Here is an 18,664-nt window from a genome sequence, read left to right as displayed (position 1 = left end):
GGCTGGCCCGGGCAAGCTTGCTGAGGATGGCCGTTTCTTTTTGGCCGCGGCGCTCTTTTGGCGCTTGTTTTCGCATGCCTTCAGCCGGGATTGAATCGATCAATGCTTGCTGGAGGTACGCTTTGGATAGTGAACTGCCAACGCAGCTAAAATTGACGCTGATTTGGCACCTAGCTATAATAGGAATATTGAGTTTAAGAAAGGGGAACTAGCAAGAGCATGAAAAGACTGCTGAGCTTCATCATTACCGTGCTCGTCTTGGCGGCCGTTATGGCGGTAACTACTCCCGGGCTGCTCGACAGAGTGCGGTTGGGTCTTGACTTGAAGGGCGGCTTCGAAATTTTGTACCAGGCCCAGCCTTCGGAGCAAGGCCAGGAAGTCACCCGTGCTTCTCTGCTGCAGACCGCAGCAAGCCTTGAGAAGCGGGCTAACGTACTAGGAACAAGCGAACCTGAGGTTACCACCGAAGGAACGGATCGAATCCGTCTCAAAATTGCCGGTGTCACTAATGAGGCTGAGGTTCGTGAGAAGATGAAGGAACCCGCGGTGCTTACTTTCCGCAGCGCCGCCCCAGGCGACGCCCCGGAAACGTACAGCAAAGTCGAGCTGGTAGGCAGCGATTTCGTGGAGAACGCTGCAACTATCGGCCGGGACAACCTGAATCAGATCGAAATCAGCATCAAGGTTAAAGATAAACAGAAGTTTGCGGAAATTACGAAACGTCTGCTCGGTAAGAATCTTGCGATTTACCTCGATGACACGAAGCTTTCCGATCCTGTGGTCAGAGCGGAGCTTACGGATGGAACAGCATCGATCTCGGGCAATTATACCGTCGAAGAGGCCCGGAATCTGGCTGATACGATCAATCTCGGCGCCCTTCCGCTGAAGCTGACGGAGAAATATTCCCAGAGCGTAGGGGCAACTCTTGGCAAGCAGTCCCTGGATCAGACGGTTAAAGCCGGCTTGATTGGTTCGGTGTTCATTCTGATTTTTATGATCGGCATGTACCGTGCACCTGGACTGATCGCAAGCTTTGCCTTGATTCTGCATACATGGCTGCTGATTCTGGTCTTCGTATTTGCCGATTTCACCCTGACGCTTCCGGGTATAGCGGCATTCATACTCGGGATCGGGATGGCGGTTGACGCCAACATTATTACAAATGAACGAATTCGGGAAGAAATGCGGAGCGGCAAGAGCATCATGTCGTCCGTCAAGGCAGGCAGCAAGTCTTCCTTCCGTACCGTTATGGACTCGAACGTGACCACGATTATTGTCGCAGCTGTTATGTTCGCATTTGGTACAGGCTCGGTAAAAGGCTTCGCGCTCGTGCTGATCGTAGAAATTCTGCTCAGCATCTTTACGAACCTTTATTTCGCCCGTTGGCTGCTCAATATGCTGGTTAAGGCCGGCAAGCTGAGCAAGCCGAAGCAATTCGGGGTAAAGGAGAGTGAAATCAGTGCGCTTTAAGAAAGAGCTCGATTACGTTCACTTGAGCAAGTATTTCTATATTTTTTCCATTACGCTTACGATTCTGGGGATTATCTTCCTCGCGATATTTAATCTGAATTACAGCGTTGATTTTAGGGCCGGGTCCAATGTCGACGTGTCCCTTTCCAAAAATTTGACGGTGGATCAGATTCGTACGGCTGTCGCTAACATTGGGGCGGATCACGAGCCGAATATTACGCCCGGTACGCAGCGGGTAACCATCCGCTATGACGAAGTGCTGTCGAGCCAGCAGGATGCCGCGCTGAAGAGCGCCATTACTAAGCTTGACGACAAGGCGTCATTTGAAGTCAACACGGTTGATACCGAAATGGCTAAGGAGCTTGCGCGCAACGCGATTTACTCGGTTCTACTTTCCTGCCTGGGTATTATTGTGTATGTCAGCATCCGATTTGAATGGCGTTTCGCGATTGCGGCGATTGTCGCTCTGGTCCATGACGCGTTTATGGTTGTTGCGATATTCTCCATTTTCCGGCTGGAAGTGGACCTGACATTCATTGTCGCAGTATTGACAATTATCGGTTATTCCATCAACGATACCATCGTTATTTTTGACCGGATTCGCGAAAATCTTCGCTTTGGCAAGCAAAAAACGTACGATGATCTGAAAGTTCTGGTTAACAAGAGTATCTCTCAGACCATCATGCGTTCTCTCTACACTGCCCTTACCGTATTTATCGCCGCGTTCTTCCTGCTGTTGCTTGGCGGCGAATCGATCAAAATGTTCTCTCTGGCCATGGTTATCGGTCTGTTGTTCGGCGCATACTCTTCGATCTTCATCGCAAGCCCGCTGTGGCTGCTGCTGAAGAAGAACCAGAAGGCTAAGCCCAAGAGCAAGCCAGCCAAAGCGTAAATGATCCATTAGACGAAGCCGCGTCCATGACGACGCGGCTTTTGAAACCTTAGGCGGGATGTCGGTTATTATACCCATCATCACAGCGAGTACATGGTGCGGCAAGGAGGAACCGAAGATGAATAAAAAGGATTCGTCTCAAAACGAGCGGGTGGCTTGGACGGGAATTGCCGGCGATTTCGCGCTGGCTCTGGTGAAAGGGGCCGCAGGTTATTATTCCGGAAGCAAGGCATTGATCGCAGATGCCCTATACTCGGGAGCGGATGCCGCGGCGAAGCTGGCCGAGATTCTTCCGTGGCGCGGCGGCGGTGAAGGCAGCCGTGTGCGGAAACCGGATTCGCGGGATGGGAAGGACAAGAAGGAGCCATTATTATCTGTTATATTCGCGGTGCTTATTTTGATGGGCGGTCTGCAAATCGCTTTTTCCGCGATCCGCGATTTGACGAGCGGTGACCTGAATTCCTCGGGAGAACATGCCCTTTTGACGATCTTTTTGTCTCTGCTGGTGAAGGAAGTTATTTTTCAATATCAATACCGTTCTGCTCAAAAAATCGGGAACGGCAGTCACGCCGCTTACGCCGATAACCACCGGTTCAGCCTGTATACATCGCTGACCGTGTTGATCGGTGTGGCAGCGTCCATGCTCGGAGGATACACGAACTTGCATCCTCTCCTGTACCTGGACCCGATCGCCGCCCTTTTGGCAGCCTGTCTGATTCTCCGCAAAGGATATTTGCTCATTCTCAGTACGATTTACGGCAAGAAGGAACAGGAGCTTCCGCATGAGGATGCGGCGAATTTTATCGATACCGTTCAAAAGGTTCATGGCGTCATTCGCGTGGAACATTTAAAGGCGCATGAGGAAGGCCGATACGTCAATCTTCAGGTCACAATCAGCGTCAATCCGCGTATCAGTGTTATTGAAGCACGTGAAATCGCGGACTGCGCCAAAAAACTGCTGCAGCACCGTTTTGTCCATGTCGGCCACGTTCATATGGATATCGTGCCTTATGAACCCGGTTATCCGTACAAAACCAATTATGAGCTGACGGACAGCGAACTGCCGACACTGCTGCAATAGCCAGGCTTTACGCGAGAGAAAGGTGAACCGCATTGCTTCATTCAAAAACCCAATGGCAATCTCCGGCAGCCGATCCCGTACAATCCCGGGAGCTGGTCCGGAGACTTTCTGTTTCTCCGCTCGTTGCATCCCTGCTGGTCGCCAGGGGAATGAACGATCCGGAAAAAGCCCATAGTTTTATAGAAGGCGCGATGGAAGAAGATCATGATCCATTCTTGCTGAAAGGCATGAAAGAGGCTGTTCCCCGCATCCAAAAGGCGATCGAGGAAGAAGAGCATATCCTTGTCTACGGGGATTACGACGCCGACGGCGTATCCAGCACTTCGCTGATGATTCATCTGCTGCGCCACCTGGGTGCTTCCTTCGACATCTATATCCCCCACCGTTCCAATGAGGGCTACGGGCTGCATAATCACGCGCTCGATTGGGCGCTTCAGCAGGGAGTTTCGCTGGTCATTACGGTGGATACAGGAATCAGCGCCTGCAGCCAAATCGCTTATGCGAACGAGCTTGGAATGGATGTCATCGTCACGGATCATCATGAGCCTCCTGACGTTCTGCCTTCAGCCTACGCTCTGATTAACCCGAAGCTGCCCGGCTGCCCTTATCCTTTTAAGGGGTTAGCCGGGGTAGGAGTCGCTTATAAGCTGGCTCAGGCGCTCCTGGACGGACAAGTTCCGGAGGAATGGCTGGAGATTGCGGCGATCGGAACGGTCGCCGACTTGATGCCGCTGCTTGACGAGAACCGCGCCATCGTGCGCCGGGGACTTGCAAGCATGCGCAGATCGAAGTATCCCGGTATTCGGGCGCTGCTTGAAGTGAGCGCCGTCAGGGTGGAGAGGGTGGACGCGGTCAATGTCGCTTTTGGACTGGCGCCTCGAATTAATGCCAGCGGGAGGCTCGATCATGCCGGACGGGCCGTATCCCTGCTGACCACGGAAGATCCCGCGGAGGCGGAGCGTCTGGCCGAAGAGCTGGACTTGCTGAATAAAGAGCGGCAGATGGTCGTAGACCGGATTGTCAGTGAAGCGATAGCCCGTTTGGAAGATAGATTGAAGGACGGAAAGCTTCCAAGCATCATCGTTCTGGCTGGGGAAGGCTGGAATGTCGGGGTTGTTGGCATTGTCGCTTCCAAAGTGCTTGAACGCTATTACCGGCCAGTAATTATTCTGGACATCAATCCGGAAACAGGAAATTGCAAAGGCTCGGCCCGGTCCATTCCGGGATTGGACATTTACGCGGCTCTTTCCTCCTGCGCGGATATGATGGATCACTTCGGCGGCCACCCGGCGGCGGCCGGGATGAGTCTGCACCGAGACAAGCTGGATGCGTTTGCCGCCGCGCTGGAGGAGTTCGCCTCCTCGGTTCTGACGGAGGAGGACTTTGTGCCGGTAGTCACCGCGGACGGGGAGTACACGCTGCCCGATTTATCGCTTCGCGCCGCCGAAGAGCTGGAGCTGCTGGCCCCTTTTGGCATGGCCAACCCGCTGCCGAAATTTATCGTTCGGGGAGCGGTCGTGAAAGAGACGCGCACCATGGGCCAGGGCAATCGCCACCTGAAGCTTGTTCTGCAGCAGGAAGGCGTTACGGTTGAAGCCGTCGCTTTCGGCAAGGGAGAGCTGGCAGAGCTGCTGCCGCCGGGGACAGGCGTGGATGTGCTGGCGGAATTGTCGATCAACGAATGGAACGGCTCTCGCAAGGCGCAGCTTATGCTGCAGGATCTGTCGGTCCCGCAGCCGCAGCTGTTTGATTTCCGCGGGGCGCGTGATGCCGCAGGCAGGATGGGGCGCCTGCTAGATGTGCTGCTGCCGCAGACCACAGGCAAGCAAGAACTTGCAGCGGCGGTGATTCGTAAAGATCGGCTGCATGAGCGGGAGCTGCCCGAATGGCAGGGAATGTCCTTTTGGGTATATGATCAATATAAAGGGATTTCTCCTTTAGATGTTCTGCCAGGGGAAGGGCATACGGGGAACCCGGTATCCCTTCTGTGCCTGCTCGATATGCCGGAGTCCCTGCAGCAGCTCGATGCTCTGCTTCAGGCATTTCCGGATACGCAGAACATTGCGCTGCTGCACTCGCTGCGTGAGGAGCGGGACCGTCTGCTGATCCCGACAAGAGATCATTTCAAGACACTGTATAAATGGTTGGCCGCTATCGCTGCCGAGCCGCTTCCCGAGCAGGAGGCGCTGCTGCGGCTTACACGCCAATCGCGGATGAGTCTGCGGATGCTGAAGATGATGCTGGACGTATTCGAAGAGCTTGGTTTTATCAGGAGGGAGCGTGGACAGGTGTCCTTTGTGACCCGGCCCGCAGCCCGTGATCTGGCTTCATCCAGCCATTTCACACATCTCAGTGAACTGGCGGAAATGGAGCGGTACTTCTCGGAAGGAAGCACGGCCGAGCTTCAAGAATGGATGGAGGCGCGCCGGCTGGGCGTATCCTAAATCCGCTGAGACTAAGCGGATGCTTCCGAAGCAAGTTTGCGAAGACAATTCAAAGAAGGTAATGCTAACAAACTAAGCAGATGCTTCCGAAGTGAATTTTGCAATGAAATCCCAGGAAGCCTATGCTATCAAAATTTTTAGGAGGAGTTATTTTGGATTTCAAAGAAATTATCCGTGTGGTTCCGGATTTCCCTGTGGAGGGTATCAGCTTCAAAGATATTACGACCTTGCTGAAGGATGGCGAAAAATACCGTCAAGCCATTGATAGGCTGAAGGAACTTGTGTCTCACTTGAACATTGATGTCATCGCCGGCCCGGAAGCCCGGGGCTTTGTGGTAGGGGCTCCTCTTGCCTATGCGCTGGGTGTTGGCTTTGTGCCGATCCGCAAAAGCGGAAAGCTGCCGTACGATACAATTGAAGCGGGATATGATCTGGAATACGGAAAGGACAAGCTAGCGGTACATACCGACGCAATTCTCCCTGGGCAAAATGTACTGATCGCCGACGACCTGCTGGCAACGGGAGGCACGATTTCCACCGCGGTTAACCTTGTTCAAAAGCTCGGGGGCAATGTGGTCGGAGCGGCATTTCTGATCGAACTGGAGCAGCTTGAAGGCCGTAAGAAGCTTCCTGAAGTTGAAGTCGTTTCCCTTCTCAGCTACGAAGACTGATAATCAGTCTGGAAAGGTTCTCCTATTTCCCGGAAAATAAACAAGCCGGCAGCCTTACCGTACATCTGTACGGTTATGGCCGCCGGCTTTTTCTAAATATAAGAAAGTATAAGCTTCGCACTTATCATTTGCCTTATATTTCTACGAGAAACGGTACCTAAAAGCGATACTTGTATCGCCACTTCGGAAGCTTAGCTCCTAAAAGGACGGCGCAGTCGTTTCTTCTTGCTATAAATAATATTAATGATTAAACATCCGAAGCTTTGGCTTGTTTGATCTCTTCCTTGTCGTCGGACAGGCCGATTACTTGGAACAGCTTGAACAGCAGAGACAGCGCCATGCCGACAATCGTCGCCAGCGCCATGCCTTTGAGCTGAACGCCTCCGACAGTAAGAGTGGTGCCGCTAATGCCCACTACGAGAACGAGCGTAGCCAAAATCATATTGGTCGGCTTCGAGAAGTCAACCTTCTGCTCCACAAAGATGCGAAGCCCGGAAGCCGCGATCACGCCGAACAGCAGCAGTGAAACGCCCCCCATGACCGGCAGCGGAATGTTGGCGATGATGGAAGAGAACGTGCCCGAGAACGAGAGTAAAATGGCGATAACCGCCGCTCCACCGATCACATAAACGGAATAAACTTTGGTCAGGGCCATAACGCCGATATTTTCGCCGTAAGTCGTATTGGGCGTGGAACCGACAAAGCCGGAAATGATGGTCGAAATGCCGTTGCCCATGAGCGAGCGGTCGAGTCCGGGGTCTTTGGCAAGGTCTTTGCCTACAATGTTGCTGGTCACGAGCAGATGCCCGATGTGTTCGACAATAACGACTAGCGAGACCGGAATAATGGTCAAGATTACCTGCAAGTCAAAGGAAGGCGTAGTAACTGTCGGGTGGGCAAAAAAGTGCGAGCTCGCAATAGCCGATGTGTCGACCCGGTGCATAAAATAAGCCAAAACATATCCTGTGACAATACCGATCAGAATATGGATGATTTTGGGAAATCCGCGGAACAGAACCGCTCCGATTACCGTCACGCCCAGCGTAACCATGGAGAGCGTAATCGCACCTGGATCGGGTTTCCAATCCGCTGCTCCGGCAGGGGCGATCAGCCCGGCCATGTTAGCAGCCACCGGCACAAGCTCCAGTCCGATCGTGGCGACGATGGCGCCCATAACGGCTGGGGGAAATACGACGTCAATCCAGCCTGTTCCGGCATAACGTATGATAAGGGCGACAACGACAAAGATGACGCCCGTGACGATAAAAGCGCCCAGCGCAAGCGAGTATCCACGGCTGTGATCGTCCGAATGCGCGGCAAGTACAGCTGTAACCGGCGAGATAAAAGCAAAGCTGGAGCCGAGATATGCGGGAATTTTTCCTTTGCAGATCAATATGTACAAAAGGGTGCCGATGCCGTTCATCAGCAGAATCATTCCGGGGTCAACCCCGAACAGGTTGGGCACAAGCACTGTGCTGCCGAACATGGCGAACAGATGCTGAAGGCTTAGCAGAAAGCCGGGGCCCAAGGGGAGTCTCTCGTCTACTTGAATTTCTCGTTGCAAATCATTCACTCCTCAACATGTTTTAAATCTGGAAAAGCGCCTTTACTAGATTAAATAGAACGGCCCCTTTTTTCAACAACATTTTCACACAGTCCGTTATTTTTTTCACAATCGCCTTATAAATCGTTAATAAATGCCACAGAATGGCAAGTGTTGACGTAACCCGCCGCAAGCGTCATAATAATAGGAAACTTTCAGTATAGGGAAGTTGTCGGCTTTTTTAAAAAATGAAAAAAACCGAACCCTGCCTGCGGATGCGCAATAGACGCGGGTTCATTTTATTATAGAAAGGAAACGGATACGACGAGTATGGGCATTGAGCGATTACTGGAAAGGGCCGGAGCCTATATAAAAGAAAAAGATCTTCCACGCATACAGGAGGCGTATGTATTTGCCGACCAGGCCCATTACGGGCAGGTGCGCAAATCGGGGGAACCGTATATCCTGCATCCGCTTGCAGTCGCCGATATTGTCGTGAGCATGCAGATGGACGTCATCTCTATTATCGCGGCTCTTTTGCACGATGTTGTGGAGGATACGACGGTGTCGCTCGAGCAGATTCGTGAGAAATTCGGCGATTCCTGCGCCATGCTCGTGGACGGACTGACCAAGTTGGAACGCATTCGTTTCCGGTCAAAGGAAGAACAGCAGAACGAGAATTACCGCAAAATGTTCGTCGCCATGGCACAGGATATCCGCGTCATTGTTATCAAGCTCGCGGACCGGCTGCATAATATGCGGACGCTGAAATATCAGTCGGAAGAAAGCCAGCGCCGCATTTCTTATGAAACGCTTGAAATTTTCTGTCCCATTGCGGACCGGCTCGGTATTTCGGCCATCAAATGGGAAATGGAGGATATCGCGCTCCGTTACCTGAATCCCCAGCAGTACTACCGGATTGCCAATCTGATGCACAAAAAGCGCGCCGAACGCGAGCAGTTTATCGACAGCGTCATCAGCCGCATCTCCGTCAAGCTGGACGAAATGGGCATCGTAGGCGATCTCTCGGGACGTCCCAAGCATATTTACAGCGTCTACAACAAAATGACCACAAAGAACAAGCAGTTCAACGAAATTTACGATCTGCTCGCGATACGCATTATCGTTGACAACATCAAGGATTGTTATGCCACCCTCGGTATTATCCATACTCTCTGGAAACCTATGCCAGGCCGTTTCAAGGATTATATCGCCATGCCGAAGGCCAACATGTACCAATCGCTCCATACGACGGTCGTAGGTCCTGGCGGCGAGCCGACGGAAGTCCAGATCCGAACGTTTGAAATGCACCGCACAGCCGAATACGGGATAGCAGCACACTGGGCATACAAGGAAGGAAGCGGCGGGGCCGCCAATCCTGAGAACCGGATGCCTTTTTTTCGCGAAATTTTGGAGCTGCAGCATGAAGCCAAGGATGCTTCGGAGTTTGTCGAATCGCTGAAAATGGACTTTTTCTCCGACCTTGTCTTCGTTTTTACACCCAAAGGGGAAGTCATCGAGCTGCCTGCGGGTTCCGTGCCGCTGGATTTTGCCTTCCGGATTCATACGGAGGTCGGCAACCGCACAATCGGGGCCAAAGTCAATGGGCGGATCGTACCGCTTGACCACAAGCTGAAGACCGGCGATATCGTGGAAATCCTGACCTCGAAGCACTCTTACGGGCCGAGCCGGGATTGGCTGAAGATCGCCCAGTCTTCGCATGCCCGAAGCAAAATCAAGCAGTGGTTCAAGAAAGAGAAGCGCGAGGAAAATGTCGAAAAAGGGCGCGAAGCGATCGAGCGCGAGCTGAAGCGGCTTGGAATCGAGCCTTCGGACTGGATGTCCGATGAGAAGCTGCTGGAAGCGGCGAAGAAATTCGCCTTTAACGATATTGAGGATATGCTCTCTGCAGTAGGCTTCGGCGGCATTACGGCGGCGCAGATCGCCACCCGCTTGACGGAGAAGCTGCGCAAGGAGCAGGAGGAAGCGGCGGCGGCTCATCTGGAGCTAACGACCGAGAAGAAGGAAATCAAGGTCGCCGAGAAGCGGAACCAGCCGACGAACGGCGTACGCGTCAAGGGGATCGACAACCTGCTCGTCCGCTTCGCCAGATGCTGCAATCCGGTGCCGGGGGATGACATTGTCGGCTACGTCACACGCGGCCGCGGCGTTTCCGTGCATCGCTCGGACTGTCCGAACATCAAGGCGGAGGAGAGCGAGGAAGCAGCGCGCGTCATCGAGGTGGAATGGGAAGGCAGTATGGAGGCGAATTACAGCGTCGATATCGAAATTACCGGCCATGACCGGAACGGCTTGCTGAATGAAGTGCTGCAGGCGGTATCCGAGAGCAAGACGAATATATCAGCGGTTACCGGCCGTTCCGACAAGAACAAGATGGCTCTGATTCATATGACCATCCTGATCCGCAATACGGATCATTTGTATTCGGTCGTGGAGAAGGTCAAACGGGTAAAAGACGTCTATACCGTTCACCGGATTATGCAGTAAGTCAGGAGTTGTGGCATACATGAAAGTGGTTGTGCAGCGCTGCAAGGAAGCGCGGGTCGAGGTGGATGGCAAGATTGCCGGGGAGATCGGCGAAGGCCTGATGCTTCTGGTCGGCGTCACCCACGAAGATACGGAGCAGGACGCCAAGTTTTTGGCGGGCAAGATCGCCGGGCTGCGCATTTTTGAGGATGAAGCAGGAAAAATGAATTACAGCGTCAGCGACACGGGCGGATCGATTTTATCCGTATCGCAGTTCACGTTATATGGCGACTGCCGGAAGGGACGGCGCCCAAACTTTATGGCGGCGGCTGCGCCGGTGGAAGCGGAGCGGCTCTACGACTATTTTAACCGTGAGCTGGCGGCAGCCGGACTGCGGGTTGAAACAGGCGTCTTCGGAGCGATGATGGATGTATCCTTGATCAACTGGGGGCCAGTAACGCTCATTCTGGACAGCAGGGGATAGAGGAAGTCAAGATGTAACGGCCGCTAAAAGGCGGTACGATATGAAAACGGATGGCTGAGAAACCTGGAACAGGTTCTCGGACCATCCGTTTTTTTGCTGGATAGGCTTTAAGCGGCCGGGGCAAACTTCAGGGAAGAATGACAAGCATAAGCTAAGGAGCGCTAGAAATGAGACAGCCGCCGAAAGCCTGGGCATGGAGAACGTTGGCCGCCCTTTCAGCCGGAAGCCTGGTGGAAGCCGCCGCAAGTGCGAAGGAGTCCGAATGGCTCAGCAAGGATATACGGAAAGGAAGAAGCCGCGATTTACTGCCGCGCTCGTGAGCGAGAGGGCCAGAAGGAGCGGCTTTTTCGCTCTGCGGGGTTAGAAGGACGCCGGATTCGGGTAATAAAACTACGAGAACAAGAACAACAGAAAGGAGAATTTTTTACAATGAGTAAAGTTGCTTTTCTGCTTGCTGCTCAATTCGAAGATTCCGAAATGAAGGTTCCCTACGATGCGGTGAAGGGGGCCGGACATGAAGCCGATATTATTGGACTGAAAAAAGGCGAAACGCTCAAGGGCAAGAAGGGCGAAGCCTCCTATACAACCGACAAGGCCATCACCGAAGTGAAGGCGGCCGACTATGACGCTGTTGTTATTCCTGGCGGTTCCTCGCCGGAAGGGCTGCGCTCTTCCGCCGATATACTCAAATTCGTGAAGGAAGCGGACAGCGGCGGCAAGCCGGTCGCGGCGATCTGCCACGGGCCGCAAATCCTGATCAGCGCCGGTCTCTTGAAAGGCCGAACGATTACGTCCTATCCTCCGCTGAAAGACGATATGGTTAACGCGGGAGCGAATTTCAAGGACGAGGAAGTCGTCGTGGACGGCAATTATATCACTTCGCGAACGCCCAAGGATGAGCCGGCCTTTGTTCGCGAACTGTTACAGGCACTCCAGGTCAAGGTGAATCAATAACCGGCTTTCACATTATGAATGGGAGGCGATAACGATGACCAAGCGGATTCAGGCTTACTTCAGAAATGAGGATGAAGCAGAAGGCGCCAAGACGGTACTGCTGTCGTTTGACGCGGATGTTCTGGAGGTAGGAGCCCTGACTGATCCTTTGGGAGAAGACCGGAGGCTGCTCCTTCCGCTCATGCCGCCGAATAATCTGGCGGGGAGTGGCTCCACCTTTGCGGCTTTCGGAGCGGCGCCCGCGGCAGTACCGGTAAGTACGGCGAGTACGGATATCGACAGGAAAGAGCCGTTCAACGGGGATGCTGCCACTGGAAGGGACGATCTCCGCGCGGACCGGGTGTACGCCGATGGAGATTTGGATCATTTGGGATACGTTATGGAGATCAAAGTGAGCGACGAGGATTTTAACGCGGTGGTGCACACCCTGCGGGGCAAAAATGCCTATGTCGAAATTTTTGATTAAACTTGAAGCTCCGAGGCCCAAATAAACGGTTCCCATGCAAAAGCTTCCCGTTCACAGAGCGGGAGGCTTTTTGTCAAAATATAAGAATATTTCACGCTTATAAATGGTCTTTTATTTCTTCTTGTCCCAGAAAAATAAAACGCTTTCTTTTCTGTAATATAAGAGTAATATTTCATACATGATTGCTTAATATACTGTGTTTATAATAAAGCCATGACCCCCTTTTTTATAATATATTACATTGGACCTGCAGCAATCGGCTGCGGGTCATTTTTTTGGGGATTAAAGGTTTTGGAAACAATGTCCCGGAGAACAAAAATCATCCCTTGACTTTAACGCAGTGGTTCAGTAGAATCTAACAATATACGACATATATCATGTTTTGATGACGGGAACGAGTAGTTCGGCACCCACAACCCCAGAGAGGAATCCCATGGCTCGTTTTTTTGACCTCGGAAGAGGTTAATCAAATATTCAGCCAGGCTGCAAGGATTCTGTTGATGAGCGAATGAATGACCTCCCCGAGAACGCACGGCGAACAGCGGCGGATGCCGCGTCAGTAGCCGTTCTTGCGCGTAGGCGGGCGTTAACCGCTTGGAGCGGCCTTGAAAGCTTAGGTTTTCGGCCGGAATGTGGGTGGTACCACGGGTGAAGATCGTTAGCGATAATCCCTCGTCCCTGTTGATCGAACAGGACGGGGGATTTTTTATGGGCATTTCTAAGTGCTCAAGGGCAATTTCAGGAGGGATAAGCTGTGGCTAAAGAAAGATTCGAGAAGCCGACCGGCACGCAGGATATCCTGCCCGGTGCGGTGGAAAGATGGCAGTTCGTTGAAGAGAAAGCCAGAGATTTGTGCCGTCGCTTCAACTATCGCGAAATCCGGACCCCGATGTTCGAGCATACGGAGCTGTTCGAGAGAGGCGTCGGCGAGACGACCGATATCGTGGAAGGCGAAATGTACACCTTCAAAGACAAGGGGAACCGGGATCTGGCGCTGCGTCCGGAAGGGACGGCAGGCGTCGTCCGCGCTTACGTGCAGAACAAGCTGTACGGTGAACCGGATGTCAGCAAGCTCTACTACATCGGTCCGATGTTCCGCTATGAGCGTCCGCAGGCGGGAAGATACCGCCAGTTTCATCAATTTGGCGTGGAAGCGTTCGGAGCGGTCGATCCGGCGATCGATGCGGAGGTCATTTCGCTCGGCTACCAGTTCTGCAAGGACCTGGGCCTGAGCGGCGTACGCGTCGAGATTAATTCCGTGGGCAATATTCCAAGCCGGGCCGCCTACCGGGAGAAGCTGCTAGCGTTCCTGCGTCCGATGAAGGACAGCCTTTGCAGTGACTGCCAGCGGCGCATGGAGCGCAATCCGCTGCGGGTGCTGGACTGCAAGGTCGATCAGCAGAAGTTCGTAGATGCCCCGTCCATTTTGGACAGCCTGGATGAGGAGTGCACGGTGCACTTCGCTAAGGTGCGGGCGCACCTGGATGCGATGGGCGTCGATTATGCCGTCAATACGCGGCTCGTCCGGGGCCTCGATTATTATACGCATACGGCGTTTGAGTACAAGGCGGCCGGCATCGGCTCCATCGATACGGTTGGCGGCGGCGGACGCTATAACGGCCTCGTCAGCGAAATCGGCGGACCGGACCAGCCCGGCATCGGCCTTGGCATTGGACTTGAGCGCATTCAGCTCATTCTGGAGAATCAGAAGGTGGAACTGGAAGCGTCCAGGCCGCTGGATGTGTATCTCGTAGCGCTGGGCGAAGAGGCGGAAGCCGAAATCACCAAGCAATTGTTCATTCTGCGCAGCCAGGGGTTCTCGGCGGAGCGCGACTATCTGGGACGTAAAATGAAGGCCCAGTTTAAGTCTGCCGACCGGATGTCGGCACGTTTTACAGCCATTCTTGGCGAGGAAGAGCTGCAGCGCGGGGAAATCGCCCTCAAGAGCATGGCGACCGGCGAGCAGCGTACTGTTAAGCTGGAAGATCTGGGAGAAGTGCTGGCGGAGCAGGCTTGACCTGAGGGGTCGGCTTGAAACGGCGATGAAGGTTAGATTTTAATTACAAAGGGGTATGGTATATCATGCAAAGAAGTCATAACTGCGGACAGCTGACCACGGAGAGTATCGGTCAGACTGTCATCTTGAACGGTTGGGTGCAGACCCGCCGCGACCTTGGAGGCGTGCTGTTCATCGATCTTCGCGACCGAAGCGGAATCGTACAGATCGTCTTCAATCCGGATTACTCGGGAGAAGCGCTGCAAATTGCCGACAAGACCCGCAGCGAGTATGTGATTGCGGTTAAAGGCCAGGTCGTGAAGCGCGATCCGGAGACCGTTAACTCCAACCTGCCAACAGGGGAAATCGAAGTGCGCGTGACTGACATTGAGGTGCTTAATGCCGCCAAGACGCCTCCGTTCTTCATTGAAGACGGCGTGGAAGTGGACGAATCGCTGCGCCTTAAATACCGCTACCTTGATCTGCGCCGTCCGGAGATGCAGAAGACGCTGCTGCTCCGTTCGAAATCGGCGAAGATTTTCCGGGATTTCCTTGACGAGGAAGGCTTCATCGACGTGGAAACGCCGATTCTGACCAAGAGCTCGCCGGAAGGCGCCCGCGACTATCTCGTGCCGAGCCGTGTGCATGAAGGTGAATTTTTCGCGCTGCCGCAATCGCCGCAGATTTACAAACAGCTGCTGATGGTGGGCGGAGTTGAGCGCTACTACCAAATCGCCCGCTGTTTCCGTGACGAGGACCTGCGCGCCGACCGACAGCCGGAGTTTACGCAGGTGGACATCGAGACGTCCTTCCTGTCCCAGGACGAACTGCTGGGCATGATGGAGCGCCTGATGCAGCGCCTGTTCAAAGAGACGATCGGCGTTGAGCTCGCTCTGCCGTTCCAGCGGCTGACCCATGCCGAGGCGATGGGCAAATACGGCTCGGATAAGCCGGACCTGCGTTTCGGTCTGGAACTGATTGAAATGAATGATATCGTCGCAGGCAGCGGCGTGAAGGTATTTGCCTCCGTTATCGAAAAGGGCGGAGAAGTGAAATGTTTGAACGCCAAGGGCTGCGGCACTTGGACCCGTAAGGAAATCGACGATCTCGGCCCTTATGCGGCCCGTTACGGCGCGAAAGGCCTCGCCTGGATTCAAGTCAAGGAAGGCGAATTCCGCGGCCCGATCGTAAAATTCTTCTCCGAGGAAGAGATTGCCGCCGTTAAAGAACGCACGGGTGCCGAGGAAGGCGACCTGCTGCTCTTCTCTGCGGATAACAAAAAGGTTGTCGCCGACGTTCTCGGCGCGCTCCGTCTTCGAATCGGCCGTCAGCTCGGCCTGATCGACGACAGTGTATACAAATTCGCCTGGGTAACCGACTTCCCGCTGCTCGGGTATGACGAGGAACAGAAGCGTTATGTGGCGGAGCATCATCCGTTCACCCGTCCGCGTGAAGAAGATGTGGCCCTGTTCGACACCGATCCCGGCGCAATCCGCGCGCAGGCTTATGATATCGTGCTGAACGGCTACGAAGTCGGCGGCGGCTCGATGCGGATTTACAAGCGCGATGTGCAGGAGAAAATGTTCGACGCACTCTCCCTGTCCAAAGAAGAGGTACAAGACAAGTTCGGTTATCTGCTTGACGCATTCGAATACGGCACGCCTCCTCACGGCGGCATCGCTTTCGGTTTCGACCGTCTCGTGATGCTGCTGGCCGGACGCACCAACCTGCGCGAAACGATCGCCTTCCCGAAAACGGCCAGCGCGACCGATCTGCTCATGGATGCTCCGTCTCCGGTTAAAGACGCGCAGCTGGACGAACTGCATATCAGAGTGGCCATTAAGGAAAAAGCCAAGAAATAGGAGGCTGACATCATGCTGCATCAGTTCTCGCGTACCGAACTTGCTATCGGACCCGAGGGTCTGGAAGTTATGAAAAACAGCACGGTAGCGGTGCTCGGCATCGGCGGCGTCGGCTCCATCGCGGTGGAGGCCCTCGCCCGCACGGGCGTCGGCCGCATTATCCTGATCGACAAGGACGCTGTCGATATCACCAACATCAACCGCCAGATTCATGCGCTTACCACGACAGTCGGCCAGAAAAAAGCGGATTTGATGGTAGAGCGGGTGAAGCTGATCAACCCGGAGTGCGAAGCGATTGCGCTGAATATGTTCTATACCGAAGAAACGTATGAAGAGCTGTTCAAATACAAGCTCGACTACGTGCTCGATGCTTCGGATACGATTCATTACAAAATCCATCTGATCAAGGAATGTCTCGCCCGTAAAATCCCGATGATCTCAAGCATGGGGGCGGCGAACAAGATGGACCCGACGAAGTTTCAGGTCGCCGACATTTCCAAGACGACGATGGACCCGATCGCCCGGGTTATCCGCCAGAGACTCCGTAAGGAAGGCATCAAGAAAGGCGTTAAGGTCGTATTCTCGACCGAGGAGCCGATGAAGCCCCGGCAGGATGTGACGGATAAAATCGTGCCGGAGAACGCGCCTGAGATCCGGAAGGCGAAGCAGCCCCCGGCGAGCAATGCGTTCGTGCCTCCAGTGGCGGGGCTGATTATGGTCAGCGTCGCCGTGAGAGAGCTGTTGGAAAACGCCGGGGTCAAGCTTTAAAAGGGCAACTATAACTTGCGACAAGAGCGAGCGCCGAAAGCGGGCGGCTCGCTCTTTTAATGATCATATACAGGTTTCACGTGATTTTTGGAATAATAGCAATACCGGAGGTAAACCTGCATGAACAACAACTTTTGGCGCCGCAGCCTTGGGATGGAACCGGAGCATCATCTGAAGCGGGAGTGGGCCGCCGGCATTGTCTCCTATTTTGCCTCGGTCTATATCGTCATGGTCAACGCCGCCATTCTGCACGACGCGGGCATGCCGCTCCGGGCGGCGATGGCAGCCACGCTGCTGACGGCCGTTACCGGCTGCCTGCTGATGGCCTTCGGCGGAAAGACGCCCGTTATCGTGGTGCCCGGCATGGGCATCAACGCTTTTTACACCTATACGCTGGTTCATTCCATGAAGCTGGACTGGAGAGAGGCGCTGGCAGTTGTCGTCGTTACCGGTCTGTTGTTCGCCGTGGTAGCATACACATCGCTCTACCGGGTTCTCAGTGACGCGATTCCATCCAATCTGCAGCATGCGATTAGCGTCGGCATCGGGCTGTTCCTGACCTTCATCGGCCTGCAAAAAAGCGAGATCGTCATATTCCACCGGACGACCTTTGTCGCCATCGGACATTTCAGCGATCCCGCTGTCATCACCTCCTGCGCCACGCTGCTGCTGGCGCTTGTGCTGTTCCTGCGGGGCACGAGGGGCGGGCTTCTCATCAGCATGCTTGCCGGGACCGGCCTGGCTTACCTTCTCGGCGCAGAACACGGACCGGACAAGACGGAGACAGGGCCGCTCTTCGCCGGCTACGGGAACGTGTTTCTCGGCATGGACTGGACACGTGCGCTCAGCCTTGTGTTCTGGATCGCCGTCTTTCTGCTGCTGCTGATCGTCGTATTTGAGAACATCGGCCTCATCTCTGCGCAGACCTTGATGGCCGGGCATCCCGAACGCTTCAAGAGCAGCCTGCGGGCGCTCTCGCTGGCCAATATCGCCGCTGGGCTGCTGGGGAGCAGCCCGGTCGTGGCCGCCGCCGAGTCGTCCGCCGGCATTGCCGCCGGCGGACGCTCCGGCCTGACCTCACTTGTCGCCGGGCTGCTGTTCGGCGCCACATTCCTGTTCGTTCCGGCGCTGGCCTATATCCCGGACAGCGCGATTGCGCCGATTCTGATCGTGATCGGCGGACTGATGGTGCAGAGCGTGAGCCGGATCGATTTCAGCGATCCCAGCGAGGGCTTTCCCGCCTTTTTGATCATGGTTATGATTCCGTTCACCTACAGCATTGTCGACGGCATGGCCTTCGGCTTCATCACCTATCCGGCCCTGAAGCTAGCGCTGGGCAGAAGCAGCGAGGTTCCTCCTGCGCTGTACGTCATTGCCGGTCTGTTCACGGCGAATTTCATCCTCCATGCCTTCCTGTAAATGCATCTGATGATGTTTAATGCAAATTTCGCATTCCGGTATATGGTAATTCCTTTTTACCTGTGCTACAATGAATATCCTTTTTGTGCGAGCATGGGTAAGGAGCGTACGCTCCTTTTAACCGGTT

The 18,664-nt window shown here is 54.1% G+C and carries 15 protein-coding genes; 14 read left to right on the top strand and 1 reads right to left on the bottom strand.

Translation table 11 applies throughout. From position 1 onward, the window contains the following. Positions 1-219: 219 nt before the first annotated feature. The 5 genes from secD to PSAB_RS18105 all read left to right on the top strand — a co-directional run bounded on the left by secD (position 220) and on the right by PSAB_RS18105 (position 6,558). Positions 220-1,470, top strand: coding sequence for a protein translocase subunit SecD (gene secD / locus PSAB_RS18125; RefSeq protein WP_038596046.1), 1,251 nt, complete (start codon positions 220-222; stop codon positions 1,468-1,470). After that, positions 1,460-2,362 carry a protein translocase subunit SecF gene (gene secF, locus PSAB_RS18120; RefSeq protein ID WP_051529789.1) on the top strand — a complete coding sequence of 301 codons (903 nt, stop codon included), beginning with the start codon at positions 1,460-1,462 and terminating at the stop codon, positions 2,360-2,362. The genes secD and secF overlap by 11 nt, the downstream gene beginning before the upstream one ends. Positions 2,363-2,480: 118 nt before the next feature. Continuing rightward, positions 2,481-3,443: a cation diffusion facilitator family transporter gene (locus PSAB_RS18115; RefSeq protein ID WP_025336006.1), complete on the top strand. Its 963-nt coding sequence runs from the start codon at positions 2,481-2,483 to the stop codon at positions 3,441-3,443. A 32-nt stretch (positions 3,444-3,475) separates the two neighbouring features. Next, positions 3,476-5,887 carry a single-stranded-DNA-specific exonuclease RecJ gene (gene recJ, locus PSAB_RS18110; protein WP_025336005.1) on the top strand — a complete coding sequence of 804 codons (2,412 nt, stop codon included), beginning with the start codon at positions 3,476-3,478 and terminating at the stop codon, positions 5,885-5,887. A gap of 152 nt (positions 5,888-6,039) precedes the next feature. Continuing rightward, positions 6,040-6,558, top strand: a complete 519-nt coding sequence (locus PSAB_RS18105; RefSeq protein WP_025336004.1) for an adenine phosphoribosyltransferase — start codon at positions 6,040-6,042, stop codon at positions 6,556-6,558. A 247-nt stretch (positions 6,559-6,805) separates the two neighbouring features. On the opposite strand, the gene uraA is transcribed toward PSAB_RS18105, so the two are convergent. Beyond that, positions 6,806-8,122: a uracil permease gene (gene uraA, locus PSAB_RS18100; protein WP_025336003.1), complete on the bottom strand. Its 1,317-nt coding sequence runs from the start codon at positions 8,120-8,122 to the stop codon at positions 6,806-6,808. 309 nt (positions 8,123-8,431) lie between these two features. Here uraA and PSAB_RS18095 point away from each other — a divergent pair, with 309 nt between their 5' ends. The 9 genes from PSAB_RS18095 to PSAB_RS18060 all read left to right on the top strand — a co-directional run bounded on the left by PSAB_RS18095 (position 8,432) and on the right by PSAB_RS18060 (position 18,537). After that, complete coding sequence (locus PSAB_RS18095; protein ID WP_025336002.1) at positions 8,432-10,609, top strand: RelA/SpoT family protein; 2,178 nt, start codon at positions 8,432-8,434, stop codon at positions 10,607-10,609. Between the two features lie 19 nt (positions 10,610-10,628). Then, positions 10,629-11,072 carry a D-aminoacyl-tRNA deacylase gene (gene dtd / locus PSAB_RS18090; RefSeq protein ID WP_025336001.1) on the top strand — a complete coding sequence of 148 codons (444 nt, stop codon included), beginning with the start codon at positions 10,629-10,631 and terminating at the stop codon, positions 11,070-11,072. A 167-nt stretch (positions 11,073-11,239) separates the two neighbouring features. Further along, positions 11,240-11,392, top strand: a complete 153-nt coding sequence (locus tag PSAB_RS25825) for a hypothetical protein (protein ID WP_158442602.1) — start codon at positions 11,240-11,242, stop codon at positions 11,390-11,392. Between the two features lie 109 nt (positions 11,393-11,501). Then, entirely contained in the window at positions 11,502-12,026 is a 525-nt protein-coding gene (locus PSAB_RS18085; protein WP_025336000.1) for a type 1 glutamine amidotransferase domain-containing protein, read from the top strand. Positions 12,027-12,060: 34 nt separating this feature from the next. Next, positions 12,061-12,492 carry a hypothetical protein gene (locus tag PSAB_RS18080; protein ID WP_025335999.1) on the top strand — a complete coding sequence of 144 codons (432 nt, stop codon included), beginning with the start codon at positions 12,061-12,063 and terminating at the stop codon, positions 12,490-12,492. Between the two features lie 754 nt (positions 12,493-13,246). Beyond that, the gene (hisS, locus tag PSAB_RS18075; protein WP_025335998.1) at positions 13,247-14,509 is read left to right on the top strand and encodes a histidine--tRNA ligase; all 1,263 of its coding nucleotides are present in this window, start codon (positions 13,247-13,249) and stop codon (positions 14,507-14,509) included. A gap of 65 nt (positions 14,510-14,574) precedes the next feature. Next, positions 14,575-16,350 (top strand): aspartate--tRNA ligase, encoded by a 1,776-nt coding sequence (aspS, locus tag PSAB_RS18070; protein WP_025335997.1) that lies wholly within the window; start codon positions 14,575-14,577, stop codon positions 16,348-16,350. 12 nt (positions 16,351-16,362) lie between these two features. Next, positions 16,363-17,118, top strand: coding sequence for a tRNA threonylcarbamoyladenosine dehydratase (locus tag PSAB_RS18065; RefSeq protein ID WP_025335996.1), 756 nt, complete (start codon positions 16,363-16,365; stop codon positions 17,116-17,118). Positions 17,119-17,238: 120 nt separating this feature from the next. Continuing rightward, the gene (locus PSAB_RS18060; protein WP_025335995.1) at positions 17,239-18,537 is read left to right on the top strand and encodes an NCS2 family permease; all 1,299 of its coding nucleotides are present in this window, start codon (positions 17,239-17,241) and stop codon (positions 18,535-18,537) included. Positions 18,538-18,664: the final 127 nt, after the last annotated feature.

The organism is Paenibacillus sabinae T27 (assembly GCF_000612505.1).
In the GTDB taxonomy this organism is placed as follows: domain Bacteria; phylum Bacillota; class Bacilli; order Paenibacillales; family Paenibacillaceae; genus Paenibacillus_AQ; species Paenibacillus_AQ sabinae.
The sequence above is the reverse complement of the archived record's forward strand: the minus strand, read 5'-3'. Positions and strand labels throughout refer to the sequence as shown.

Excerpts from the sequence above, each read along its gene's own strand:
- PSAB_RS18085 (WP_025336000.1), top strand. The coding sequence starts at position 11,502 with ATGAGTAAAGTTGCTTTTCTGCTTGCTGCTCAATTCGAAGATTCCGAA.
- PSAB_RS18115 (WP_025336006.1), top strand. The coding sequence starts at position 2,481 with ATGAATAAAAAGGATTCGTCTCAAAACGAGCGGGTGGCTTGGACGGGA.
- PSAB_RS18060 (WP_025335995.1), top strand. The coding sequence starts at position 17,239 with ATGAACAACAACTTTTGGCGCCGCAGCCTTGGGATGGAACCGGAGCAT.
- secD (WP_038596046.1), top strand. The coding sequence starts at position 220 with ATGAAAAGACTGCTGAGCTTCATCATTACCGTGCTCGTCTTGGCGGCC.
- aspS (WP_025335997.1), top strand. The coding sequence starts at position 14,575 with ATGCAAAGAAGTCATAACTGCGGACAGCTGACCACGGAGAGTATCGGT.
- PSAB_RS25825 (WP_158442602.1), top strand. The coding sequence starts at position 11,240 with ATGAGACAGCCGCCGAAAGCCTGGGCATGGAGAACGTTGGCCGCCCTT.
- PSAB_RS18080 (WP_025335999.1), top strand. The coding sequence starts at position 12,061 with ATGACCAAGCGGATTCAGGCTTACTTCAGAAATGAGGATGAAGCAGAA.
- PSAB_RS18065 (WP_025335996.1), top strand. The coding sequence starts at position 16,363 with ATGCTGCATCAGTTCTCGCGTACCGAACTTGCTATCGGACCCGAGGGT.
- PSAB_RS18095 (WP_025336002.1), top strand. The coding sequence starts at position 8,432 with ATGGGCATTGAGCGATTACTGGAAAGGGCCGGAGCCTATATAAAAGAA.
- dtd (WP_025336001.1), top strand. The coding sequence starts at position 10,629 with ATGAAAGTGGTTGTGCAGCGCTGCAAGGAAGCGCGGGTCGAGGTGGAT.